Origin of the sequence: Sphingomonas sp. TREG-RG-20F-R18-01, from assembly GCF_022662475.1 — a bacterium.
Lineage (GTDB): Bacteria > Pseudomonadota > Alphaproteobacteria > Sphingomonadales > Sphingomonadaceae > Sphingomonas.
Genome location: NZ_JAKNQQ010000002.1, coordinates 578,324 through 590,537, shown reverse-complemented (window position 1 = coordinate 590,537; position 12,214 = coordinate 578,324). Strand labels below are relative to the sequence as shown.

Here is a 12,214-nt window from a genome sequence, read left to right as displayed (position 1 = left end):
GGGTCAGCGCGACCGTTCCTCACCGAGCAACCGACGATAGTGGTGCTCGGGGCCGCCATAGGTGTCCCCGGCCAGCGCGATCAGCGTGGCGCGGTCGCGCACGATCACCCGCCCGCGCACCGCGCGGATCGCCTGTTGTTCCTCCAGCCGGTGGAGCGCGTCGGTGACGCTGCTGCGGCGCACGCCGAGCATCAGCCGAAACTCCTCGTGCGTCATGCTGATATCGTCCTCGCAGACGCGGTCGTGATAGAGCAGGATCCAGCGGGCCAGCCGCCGCTCGACCGGATGCGCCAGCGCCGAGACGATCGTCCGGCCCATCTGGATCATGAAGACCTGGACGAAGCGTAACAGCGTCACCCGCAGCGTTTCGCTCCGCGCGGCCGCCGCCAGCAGCACGTCCGCCGGAATCCGCAGTGCCTCGCCGTGTTCGGCGCGCATCACGACGTCATACGGCGAGCGATCGTCGCCCAGCAGCGGCGGCCAGCCGACGAACCCCTCCGCGCCGACCAGCCCGACCGCATAACACCGCTCCCCTTCCAGCGCGTCGAGCACCCCCGCGATGCCCGCCTCGAGAAAGCAGAAGCTCTCGACGGCGTCGCCCGCGCGCAGGATCACCTCGCCGACCGCGAACGGCACGCGCACGAGATGTGGCTGGAGCAGCGCGAAATCCGCATCGTCCAGGCGGCTCAGCAGCCGGTTGCGGGTTTGCGCCCGCGTAATCGGTACGACGCGCTCGATCGGATCTGGGGTGGCGGTGTTCACATCCATGCCATTCCATAAAAGGCTTCCCGCCATACCGCCAATCCGCTCTCTGTTCGGTTCCGTACAGAAACAACCACGGGTGCGTAGGGGTTGCTGCCTCCGAAGATACAGGAGAACCCATGACCTATTCGTTGAAGCGCGCCCTGTCCCACGGGGCGGTCGCGAGCACCCTGGCGATTGCATTGAGCCCGCTGTCGGCCCAGTCGCCCCGCGCGATCACCGCGCCGCCGCCCCCGCCGCCCGCACCGACCCGGGTCCAGCCACCCAAGGCCGCGCCGGACATGCAGACCGTGCTCGATGCGCTCGCGTCGCTTGGCGGAAAGCCGATCGAGACGCTGACGCCCGCCGAGGCGCGGCAGCAACCGTCCGCCGCGGACGGCGCGAAGGCAGTGATGGCGAAGCGCGGCATGCCTACCACGCCGGACGCAAGCGTGTCGACGCAGGATGTGCCTTATGGCGCGGATGCGATGCAGTTCGCGCGGATCTACAAGCCCGCCGCCGCACCGGCCGGTCGCCCGTTGCCGGTCGTGGTCTATTATCACGGCGGTGGCTGGGTGATCGCCGATGTCGCGACCTACGATGCCGCCCCGCGTGCGATGGCCAAGGCGCTCAACGCGATCGTCGTGTCGGTCGAATATCGCCACGCGCCCGAATTCAAATTCCCCGCGCAGCATGACGACGCCGCGGCCGCCTATCGCTGGACGTTGCAGAACGCGGCATCGTGGGGCGGTGACCCTAGGAAGATCGCGGTCGCCGGCGAAAGCGCGGGCGGCAACCTTGCGGTCGCGACCGCCATCTATGCCCGCGACAACCACCTCACCGCGCCGCTCCACATCGTCTCGGTCTATCCGATCGCGAACAGCAGCATGACGCTGCCGTCGCGGCGCGATTCGGCGAACGCCAAGCCGCTCAACGCAGCGATGCTCAAGTGGTTCGGCCATTACTATCAGGCGACCCCGGCGGATGCGCAGGATCCGCGGCTCAATCTGGTCAAGGCCAATTTGCGGGGCTTGCCGCCGACGACGATCATCAACGCGCAGATCGACCCGCTTCGTTCGGACGGTGAGACGCTGGCGTCCGCGATGCGCGCGGCTGGCGACACGGTCGAGCAGCGCACCTTCCCGGGCGTGACGCATGAGTTCTTCGGCATGGCGGCGGTCGTCCACGGTGCCAGGGATGCCAATGACCTGGCGGTCGCGCGCCTGAAAACGGCGTTCGCCATGGCCCCACGCGCGCGTTGAGCGCGTTCAGGCAGGGGTGGCACGCTCCACCCCTGCCGATTTGTCTGCCCTGCAAGGAGTATTTGCAATGTCCCCGATCCGCTACAGCCCCGCCGTGGAAACCGTGCAGCCCGACGAGACCGAGACGGTCGCCGGCCTGAACGAAGCGTTCGACATCATCCTGGAGCGGACCGCCGAGGATTATGGCCATGCCGTTCGCTCGGTCCACGCCAAGTCGCACGGCCTGCTGGAGGGCGAGCTGGAGATCGACGGGAACCTTCCGCCCGAACTGGCGCAGGGCCTGTTCGCATCGCCGGGCAAGCACAAGGTGCTGTTGCGCATGTCGACCAACGCGGGCGATATCCTGCCCGACGTGATCAGCCTGCCGCGCGGCATGGCGATGAAGGTGTTCGACGTCGCGGGCGAACGGCTGCCGGGATCCGAAGGGACCGCGCAGGATTTCGTGATGGTCAACGGTCCGGTCTTCGCCGCCAAGACCGCCAAGAAATTCCTCGGCAACCTCCAGCTGCTCGCCAAGACGACCGATCGGCTGGAGGGCACCAAGAAGGTGGTTTCAGCGGCGTTGCGCGGCGTTCGTCACGCGTTCGAGGCGGTCGGTGCGGAGGCGCCGGCAGCGGTCAATTCCATGGGCGGCGCGCCCAATGTCGAGCCGCTCGGCGAGACCTATTACAGCGCGACCGCCTTCCGCTTCGGTGACTATGTCGCCAAGTTCAGCTTGGCCCCCGTCGCGCCGGCGATGACCATGCTGACCGGCAAGGAAATCACCATCGACGGGCGTGAGAATGCGATCCGCGAGGAAGTGCAGAAGGAAATGCGCGACATCAGCGCGGAATGGGAATTCCGCGTGCAGCTCTGCCGCGATCTCGATGCGCAACCGGTCGAGGATGCGACCGTGCTGTGGGACGAGGCGGACACGCCGTTCATTCGCGTCGGCACGGTCCGCGCAGCACCACAGGACAGCTGGAGCGATGCGCACGTCCGGAAGATCAACGAGGAAACCCGCTTCAGCGTGTGGACGGGGATCACCGCGCACCAACCGCTCGGCAACATCAACCGGGCGCGGCGCGATACCTATCGCCATTCCGCCGACTTCCGCGCGCGCACCAACGGCTGCCCCTATCACGAGCCGACCGGGCAGGACGGCTGATCGAAACCCGAACATAGCATTCAAGACCAGGCAAATGGAGACGACCATGACGTTGGAAGGCAAGAACATCGCGATCCTGATCGCGCCGCGTGGCACCGAGGAGCCCGAATTCGCCAAGCCCAAGGCTGCGGTAGAGCAGGCCGGCGGCACCGTGACCGTCATCAGCCTGGCGACCGACGACGCGCAGTCCGTCAACAATGATCTCGATCCGGGCGCGACCTTCAGCGTCGACAAGGCGATCGAGGATGTTTCGGCGGACTCGTTCGACGGCCTGATCATCCCGGGTGGGAGCGTCGGCGCCGACACGTTGCGCGGATCGAAGGCGGTGGTCGCGTTCGTCCACGCCTTCTTCGCGCAGGCGAAGCCGGTTGCTGCCATCTGCCACGCCCCCTGGACGCTGGTCGAGGCGGACGTGCTGAAAGGCCGGACGGTAACCTCCTTCCCGACGCTGCAGACCGACATTCGCAACGCCGGCGGGACATGGGTCGATCAGGAGGTCGTCGTCGACAAGGGGCTGATCACCAGCCGCACCCCGGACGATCTGCCCGCTTTCTGCGCCAAGCTCGTCGAGGAATTCGCCGAGGGCAAGCATGCCGAGCAGGCGGCCAGCGCCTGAACCCGCACGGGTCCCGGGGACGGTCGCAACCGTTCCCGGGATCCCCTAGCGCTGCTATGCCGTCATACGCCGGCCGGCATCAGCGGCAGCAGCAACGCAAAGCGTGCGCCGCCATCCGCGCCGTCGCCGATCTCGATCCGCCCGTCATGCAGGTCGACGATCCGCTGGACGATCGATAGCCCGATCCCGGCACTGTCCGAGCGCAGGTGATCGGCCCGCCAGAAGCGCTGCGTCAGCAAGCTGCGATCAGATACCGTGATCCCCGGGCCTCGATCGGTCACGACGAGCGCGCCATTCGCGCACACCGCAACCTCGATCGCCGTTCCGGCGGCGGTGTGCCGCACCGCATTGGACAGCAGGTTGGTCAGCGCAATGTCGAGCAGCACGCGATTACCGCGAACCCGGACCGGCGCGTCGGGGGCCACGAACGCGACCGGATGCCCGCTGGCCAGTGCCATCGGCGCGGCCTGGGCCAGCGTGTCGCGAGCCAGCGCGACCAGGTCGACCGCGACCAGATCCTCGTCCGCAATCGAATCGAGCCGCGCCAAGTCGCGCAACTGCGACACGACGTGCGACATGCGATCCGCCTGCGCCAGCAACGCCGCCCGCAGCGTGTCGTCCGCGACGGCGTCAAGCCGCACCCGCAGCGTGGCGAGCGGCGTGCGCAGTTCGTGGACGACGTTGCCGACGAACTCGGCCTGCGCGGCGAAGCTTTGCTCGAGCCGCTCGACCAGCCCGTTGGTCGCATCGACCAGCGGGCGGACCTCGGTCGGCAGGCCCGTATCGGCCAGGCGGACGTGCAGGCTGCGCGGCCCGATCGCCGCCGCGCGATCCGATACCTGCCGGACGGACCGCACCAGCCGGGCGATCAGCACGCTGTTGACCACCGGCAGCAGCAGCAGGATCGGCAGGAGCAGCGCCAGGTAGCGCGTCAGGAACGCGCGGGTGATGTCGTCGGTGATGGCGCCCGGGCGCGTCTCGTCCTGCGACACCAGGATCCACAGCGTTGCGCCGGACAGGCGCACGGGCACGCTGACGATTACATAGCCCGCCCGCCACAGCGATCGCGCCGTCCGGCCGCGCGGGACCGCTTGCCAGGGAACGCCGCCCGCGTGGCGGCTGAACGCGACCGCTCGTCCGGTCGCCGCCACGATCGCGAAGGCGCGGCCGTCATAGGTGCTCGCATACAAGGCCTCGAGCGCGGGGGGGAGCAGCAGGTGCCCGGCGTCGGACCGCGCCTGGGTCAGTTCGGCGGCGATGCTCTGCGCCTGCGCGACCAGCAGTTTCTCCTGGTAGATCGCCTTGGTCCGTTGCAGCACCGACCCGGTCAGCAGCGGGATGAGGATCGCCGCGCACAGGATCGCCACCCCTTCCAGCAACAGGATCCGCGCGATCAGCGAGCGCGGCCAGCCGAACCTCATGCCGCCGCGCGCAGCATATAGCCTACGCCCCGAATCGTCTCGATCACCACGCTCGCCCCCGCCTGTTCCAACTTGCGCCGCAGCCGATGGACATAGACTTCGACCGCATTCGACCCGAGCGTTTCGGACAAGCCGAACAGCTGGTCCTCGATCAGCGCCTTGACCACGACGCGGCCGGGCCGCTTGAGCAACAGGTCGACCAGTTCGAGCTCGCGCGCGGACAGCGTGACCCCGCGCCCCTCGACCGTCAGTTCGCGTGCGACGGAGTCGAATCGCACGTTGCCGACCGTCAGCTCGGCGCCCGCGAAGCCACCCTGTCGCCGCAACACCGCGCGCAACCGCGCGACCAGTTCCTCGACGTCGAACGGCTTGGCGAGATAGTCGTCGGCGCCATGGTCGAGACCGCCGATCCGCGCCGCCGTATCGCCGCGCGCGGTCAGGATGACGACCGGCACCGGGTCCTGCCGCGATCGCAGGGTGCGCAGCACGTCCAGCCCGTCGGCATCCGGCAGGCCGAGATCGAGCACCACCGCACTGTAGCGTGCGGCCCCCAGCATCAGCAGCGCGTCGTCGGCGGTCGCGGCGTGATCGCTCGACATGCCGCGCCGCGCGAGTGCCGCCGCCAGCGCCTCGGCCAGTTCCCGGTCATCCTCCACCAACAACAACCGCATCGACCCGTCCGAACCTGCTTGAGCGAAAACCCTCTTGGCAAAACCCTCGGGCCAGAAATAGGTCTGTAAGCCTGCTGTAAGCCTAGCCGCCTAGTGCGCCGGCTCCATCAGCCCCGCAAGCGAGTTCGAGACCGAGATGACGGCGACGACCGACCACACTATCGCCTTGCCACAGACCAAGCGGCTGGACCGACGTGCCCAACTCCGGCTGCTGGCGATCGCCGCAGCGCTTATCGTAGCGATCTTCATCGTCATCGCGATCATCGGCGCGGCGACCAAGCCGGCCGAACCGGTGACCGAGAAGACGCCGCCGGGCGCCTTTGCCCCGACGAAGGAGCAGCTTGCCGGAATGAAGCTGACGGTCGTGCGCGACGGGTCGACGATGGGCGGGATTCAGGCAACCGGCACGATCGCGGTCAATGGCGACAGCAGCACGCCCATCCTGCTCCCCTTCTCGGGTCAGGTCGCCGCGGTGTTCGTTCAGGCCGGGCAGAAAGTCACGCGAGGCCAGCCGCTGCTGCGCATCGCATCGCCCGATTTCGTCGAGGCGCGCGACCAGTTCCTGACCGCCAGCGCGCAGCGCGCGACCGCCGCCGCGCAGGTCCGCATCGCGCAGGACACCGCGACCCGCCAGGCCGCGATCTACCAGACCGCAGGCGGCGCGCTGAAGGATTACCGCCAGGCGCAAAGCGACCTGGTAACGGCGCAGTCCGCGCTGCGCTCGGCCGACGCCGCGCTCGCCGCGACTCGCGACAAATTGTCGCTGCTCGGCAAGGGCGCGACCGAAATCCGCGGGCTGCAAACGGGCGGCGATTCGATCTCGGCGCAGACCGTTTACCGCGCGCCGGCGTCGGGCGTGGTCGCGACCCGCGACGTCGCGCCGGGCCAATATGTCACCGCGGGCGGCGACAAGCCGATCATGACGATCGCGGATGCCAGCCGCGTCTGGCTGATCGCGCAGCTTGCCGAAGGCGATGCCGCGAGCGTCCATCTCGGCGACCGTGCGCGCGTCACCACACCCGCCTATCCGGGCCGGGTGTTCGACGCGGTGATCGACAATGTCGGCGCAGCACTCGACCCCGCGACGCACCGCCTCCCCGTCCGCGCCACCGTGCGCAACGACGACGGCGCGCTGAAACCGCAGATGTTCGCGAGCTTCACGATCGAGCGGCGCAGCGGCGCGCCGACCGGAATCTACGTCCCGTCGGACGCGGTGATCCATGAAGGCGACAAGGCGGTCGTCTGGGTCGCCGGCCCCAAGGGCTATCTCTACGCACGCCCGGTCCAGGTCGCGGACAGCACCGACGGCGTCGACCATATCGTCGCTGGCCTGAAGGCGGGCGACCGGATCGTCACCTCGGGCGCGTTATTCGTCAACGAAGCGGGGCTCTGACGTGAACGGCATCGTCGGCTTTGCGCTGCGCCAGCGCATCCTCGTGCTCATGATGCTGGTCGGGCTGATCCTGGCCGGCGGGATCGCCTTCTACAATCTCAACATCGAGGCCTATCCCGACCCGGTCCCGCCGATGGTCGAGGTGCTGACGCAGAGCAACGGCGTCTCGGCGGAGGAGATGGAGCGCAACGTCACGATCCCGGTCGAGGTCGCGATGGCGGGCGTGCCGCACATCACCTCGGTCCGCTCGATCTCGCTGTTCGGCCTGTCCGACGTGCGGATCCAGTTCAGCTACGATTACACCTTCGCCGAAGCCGAGCAGCGCGTGCTCGGGCGTCTGTCGCAGCTCGGCAACCTGCCCGGCGGCGCGCAGCCGCAGATCTCCCCCACCAGCCCGATCGGCGAAATCTACCGCTACCGCATCTCCGCGCCCAAGGGCTATTCGGTGATGGACCTCAAGACGTTGCAGGACTGGGTGCTGCAACGCCGGTTCAAGCGCATCCCGGGCGTCGCGGACGTGACCGGCTGGGGCGGCAAGTTGCGCACCTATGAGGTGGTGGTCGACAACGACCGGATGGTCGCGCACGGCGTGACCGTCTCGCAGGTGCTCGCCGCGATCAGCAAGGGCGACAGCAACGTCGGCGCGCAGACGATCAACTTCGGGTCGCAGGCGGCGATCGTCCGCGGGGTCGGGCTGATCCAGTCGACCGACGCGATCCGCAACGCGCTCGTCACGACCAATGCGGGCAACCCGGTGCTGGTCAAGGACGTCGCAACGCTGCGGATCGGCAATGCCCCGCGGCTCGGCATCGCGGGTGAAGGCGCGGACGACGACATCGTCATGGGCATCGTGCTGATGCAGCGCGGCGCGCAATCGATGCCGACGATCAACGCGGTCCAGAAAGAGGTCGAGACGATCAACGCATCCGGCATCCTGCCGCCGGGGGTCAAGCTCGAGCGGATCTATGACCGCTCCGAGCTGATCGGTGTCACCACGCACACCGTGATGCACAATCTGGTCGAGGGGATCCTGCTGATCTTCGTGCTCCAGTGGCTGTTCCTCGGCAACCTGCGCAGCGCGGTGATCGTCGCGCTGACCATCCCGTTCGCGCTGGCGTTCGCGGTGCTGATCCTGACGGTGCAGGGCGAATCCGCCAACCTGCTGTCGCTCGGCGCGCTCGATTTCGGGCTGGTGGTGGATGCCAGCGTCATCATGGTCGAGAACATCTTCCGCCACATGGTCGAACGTTCCGCCGCGATCGAAAGCGGGCATGGCCACGCCACCCCGGCAAGCCGCTTCTCCGCGATCCTGCACGGATCGAGCGAAGTCAGCCGCGGGATCTTCTTCGCCGCCGCGATCATTATCGCGAGCTTCATCCCTTTGTTCACGCTGACCGGGGTCGAGGGGCACATCTTCGGCCCGATGGCGAAGACCTATGCCTATGCGATCGCGGGCGGGCTGATCGCGACCTTCACCGTGTCGCCGGTGCTGTCCGCCTTGCTCCTCCCCGACTCGCTCGACGAGGTCGAGACCTGGGTCGTGCGCAAGCTGCGCGCGATCTACGAACCCGCCGCCGCCTTCGCCTTGTCGAACCGGATCGTCACGCTCGGGGGTGCGGCGCTGTTGCTCGTCACCGCACTGGTGGGGATGCGCTCGCTCGGGATCGAATTCCTTCCGCATCTCGAGGAAGGCAATCTCTACATCCGCGCGTCGCTGCCCGGGTCGATCTCGCTCGAGGCGGGGCAGCCGTCGGTCAACGCGATCCGCGACATGATCGCCGCCTATCCCGAGGTCCAGCGCGTCATCTCGACGCATGGCCGCCCCGATGACGGGACCGACGCGACCGGCTTCTTCAACGCCGAATTCTACACGCCGCTCAAGCCCGCCGACCAATGGCCCGCGGGCGTGACCAAGGAAACGCTGACCGCCGAGCTGCAATACCGGTTGCAGGCGCGTTTCCCCGGCGTCGACTTTGAATTCTCGCAATATATCCAGGACAATGTCGAGGAAGCCTCGTCGGGTGTGAAGGGTGCCAATTCGGTCAAGGTGTTCGGCCCCGACCTCGCGACGCTCCAGCATATCGCCGAGCAGATCCGCGACCAGATGGCCAAGGTCCGCGGCGTCGCCGATCTCGGCATCTCCAACTCGCTCGGTCAGCCGACCGTCCAGATCGACATCGATCGCGGCGCGGCGGCACGCTATGGCCTGACGCCCGACGACATCAACACCGCGGTCGCGGCGTCGATCGGCGGGCAGAGCAGCGGCGACCTGTACGAGCGGGGGACCGACCGGCACTTCCCGATCGTCGTGCGATTGAAGGACGCGCAACGCGACAGCCTCGAGGCGCTGCGCCGGATCACGATCGGCGCGCCGTCGCCGACCGGGACCGCGTCGATCCAGGTGCCGCTGTCCGAAGTCGCCAAGGTCCGCCTGACCACCGGCGCGTCGTTCATCTACCGCGAGCATCAGGAACGCTACGTCCCGATCAAGTTCAGCGTCCGCGGGCGCGATCTCGGCGGCACGGTGGACGAGGTGCAGGCGCGGATCGCCAGGAACGTCACGCTTCCGCCCGGCTACAGCCTCGAATGGGCGGGCGAGCTCGGCAGCCTGACGAGCGCGGTCAACCGGCTCGAGGTGGTCGTTCCGATCAGCCTCGCGCTGATCCTGGTGCTGCTCTACGCCAACTTCTCCTCGGTGCGTGACACGCTGCTCAGCTTCAGCGTGATCCCTATGGCGATCATCGGCGGTGTGCTCGCGCTCGCGCTGACCGGGACCGCGTTCAGCATCTCGGCGGCGATCGGTTTCGTCGCGCTGTTCGGGATCGCGGTGATGGACGGTATTCTGGTGGTAACGACCTTCAACCAGCATATCGACCAGGGGTTCGACCGCGACGCCGCGATCGCGGGCACCGTCCAGACGAGCCTGCGTCCGGTCGTGATGACGTGCCTTGCGGCTGCGATCGGGCTGCTTCCCGCCGCCGTCTCGTCGGGCATCGGAAGCCAGGTGCAGAAGCCGCTCGCGCTCGTCGTGGTCGGCGGGATGGGGCTCGCGCCGATCCTGATCCTGCTGGTGCTGCCGGTGCTGATCGGGCGTTTCTCGCGCCACGTCGGCCCGGAGGATCGCGGCGCGCACGGGCGCGACGTCGGGCACCGCCCGCATCCCGCCATCCCGCAGGGAGAACCGGCATGAAGCGTGTCACGCTCGCTGCGCCGTTGTTGCTGATCGGCTGCACGGTCGGTCCGCAGCATCCGACCACCGCGCTGTCGATGGCCCCCGCCGTAGCGCCCGAGCAGATCGCGCCGACACATGGCCCGGCGCAGACGATCGCGCCGGGGGCAAGCCTCGACGCAGCCTGGTGGCATGCCTTCCGGAACCCGGCGCTCGACGCGTTGGTCGCGCGCGCGCTGGCGGCCAACAACGATCTGGCGGTCGCCGACGCCACGCTCCGGCAGGCCCGCGCGCAGCTGGTCGTGACCGCCGCGGCTGGCAAGCCGCAGGTCGATGCCTCCTATCAGGTCGAGCGCGCACGCGTGTCGAACGCGCTGCAAAGCCCGCTCGCGGACCAGAACCAGAACCTCTACACGCTCCATACCGCGCAGGTCTCGGTCACCTATCCGCTCGACCTGTTCGGGCTGCAGCGCAACCGCAGCCGCTCCGCCCGCGCCGCGGCGGAGGTCGCCGCCAACCGCCTGCTGGCGGCGCGGACGACGGTGGTCAGCAATCTCGTCCTCGCGGTGATCCAGCAGGCCTCGCTCGCCGCGCAGATCGACGCCGCCGCCAGCAGCGTCTCCGGCAACCGCGACATCCTGCAACTGTTGCAACGCCGCCAGGCGCTGGGGGATATCGGCGCGGCGGACGTCGCCGCGCAACAGACCGTGCTGTCGACCGCCGAGGCCGCGTTGCCCCCGCTGATTCGCCAGCGCGATCATCAGCGGACCCTGATCGCGCTGCTGCTCGGAGTCGCGCCCGGCGCGCCTTTGCCTGAACTGCCACGGCTGGACGCGCTGGCGCTTCCAGCGACGCTGCCGGTCGGCCTGCCCGCGCAGATCGTCGCCGCGCGCCCCGACGTTCGCGCAGCCGAAGCGCAGATGCGCGGCGCCGGCGCCGATCTCGGCGTCGCGATCGCGGCACGGCTGCCCAATATCTTGCTGACCGCGACCGGGGGTAGCAACGCGGTGGATTTCGGCGGGTTGTTCGCCAGCGGCAATCCGTTCTGGGCGTTGATCGGCGGGGTGACGCAGCCGATCTTCCACGCCGGCGCGCTGCGCGGGCAACAGCGCGCGGCCGAGGCGGCGCTGGACGGCGCCAAGGCGCAATATCGCAGTGCCGCGCTGCAGGCATTCGCGGACGTCGCGGACAGCCTGTCCGGGCTGCGCACCGATGCCGCCGCGCTCGATGCGGCGACTCGCGCGAACGACGCGGCGACGCAGAACCTCGTCTTCACCCGTCGCCAGCTGTCGCTGGGCGGGGTTGGCACGCTGACCGTCTTCAACGCGACGACCGCGAGCGCACAATCGACCGCATTGCTGCTCCAGGCGCGCGCCGCCCGGCTGGCGGATACGGTCGCGCTATATCAGGCGGTCGGCGGCGGTGTGACGGTCGAGGACGCTACGCGACAGTCGCACTGAAGCGCGTCATCCGTCGATGACCCAGACCAGGTACGGCCGGGCACGGCCGAAGGCGGTCGCATGCCCGCGCCCTGCCTCGCCCGCAACCGGCCCGGCAATGCCGCATGGCCACGACGCGCGCGAACGGCGGCCCATCGGACGGTAGCCGATCTTGTATCTCGCGTGCCGGGGTAACACTACCCGTTGCGCATCCACCGCGCTTTTATGAACAGTTCGATAAGTTAGCGGTGGCGCAGCACGGTACGATCCGATACGTCTGGGACACGGTCGATCCGGGGGAGTCCCGCGTGCGGGAAACCGCCGGGTAATGCCCGGACGGCGCGGTATTCGGAGA

Annotated in this window: 9 protein-coding genes; 6 read left to right on the top strand and 3 right to left on the bottom strand. The window is 68.5% G+C overall.

Features of this window, described 5'->3' with window-relative positions; translation table 11 throughout:
• Positions 1-3: 3 nt before the first annotated feature.
• Complete coding sequence (locus L8K25_RS08305) at positions 4-762, bottom strand: Crp/Fnr family transcriptional regulator (protein WP_242138408.1); 759 nt, start codon at positions 760-762, stop codon at positions 4-6.
• Positions 763-881: 119 nt separating this feature from the next.
• Here L8K25_RS08305 and L8K25_RS08300 point away from each other — a divergent pair, with 119 nt between their 5' ends.
• The 3 genes from L8K25_RS08300 (at position 882) to L8K25_RS08290 (ending at position 3,766) form a co-directional block, all read left to right on the top strand.
• Positions 882-2,003: an alpha/beta hydrolase gene (locus L8K25_RS08300; RefSeq protein WP_242138407.1), complete on the top strand. Its 1,122-nt coding sequence runs from the start codon at positions 882-884 to the stop codon at positions 2,001-2,003.
• A gap of 67 nt (positions 2,004-2,070) precedes the next feature.
• Positions 2,071-3,150, top strand: a complete 1,080-nt coding sequence (locus L8K25_RS08295; protein ID WP_242138406.1) for a catalase family protein — start codon at positions 2,071-2,073, stop codon at positions 3,148-3,150.
• A gap of 46 nt (positions 3,151-3,196) precedes the next feature.
• On the top strand, positions 3,197-3,766 hold the full coding sequence (locus L8K25_RS08290; protein ID WP_242138405.1) for a type 1 glutamine amidotransferase domain-containing protein: 570 nt from the start codon (positions 3,197-3,199) through the stop codon (positions 3,764-3,766).
• 62 nt (positions 3,767-3,828) lie between these two features.
• Here the strand turns inward: L8K25_RS08290 and L8K25_RS08285 are convergent, their stop codons facing one another.
• The gene (locus L8K25_RS08285; protein WP_242138404.1) at positions 3,829-5,187 is read right to left on the bottom strand and encodes a HAMP domain-containing sensor histidine kinase; all 1,359 of its coding nucleotides are present in this window, start codon (positions 5,185-5,187) and stop codon (positions 3,829-3,831) included.
• Positions 5,184-5,858, bottom strand: coding sequence for a response regulator transcription factor (locus L8K25_RS08280; protein WP_242138403.1), 675 nt, complete (start codon positions 5,856-5,858; stop codon positions 5,184-5,186). Before L8K25_RS08280 ends, L8K25_RS08285 begins: the two co-directional genes overlap by 4 nt.
• Positions 5,859-5,994: 136 nt before the next feature.
• Here L8K25_RS08280 and L8K25_RS08275 point away from each other — a divergent pair, with 136 nt between their 5' ends.
• From L8K25_RS08275 to L8K25_RS08265, 3 genes are read left to right on the top strand one after another with little or no spacing between them, the layout of a single operon-like run.
• The gene (locus L8K25_RS08275) at positions 5,995-7,251 is read left to right on the top strand and encodes an efflux RND transporter periplasmic adaptor subunit (protein WP_242138402.1); all 1,257 of its coding nucleotides are present in this window, start codon (positions 5,995-5,997) and stop codon (positions 7,249-7,251) included.
• A gap of 1 nt (position 7,252) precedes the next feature.
• Positions 7,253-10,441, top strand: a complete 3,189-nt coding sequence (locus L8K25_RS08270) for a CusA/CzcA family heavy metal efflux RND transporter (protein ID WP_242138401.1) — start codon at positions 7,253-7,255, stop codon at positions 10,439-10,441.
• Complete coding sequence (locus L8K25_RS08265; RefSeq protein WP_242138400.1) at positions 10,438-11,880, top strand: efflux transporter outer membrane subunit; 1,443 nt, start codon at positions 10,438-10,440, stop codon at positions 11,878-11,880. Before L8K25_RS08270 ends, L8K25_RS08265 begins: the two co-directional genes overlap by 4 nt.
• The last annotated feature ends 334 nt before the right edge of the window (positions 11,881-12,214 follow it).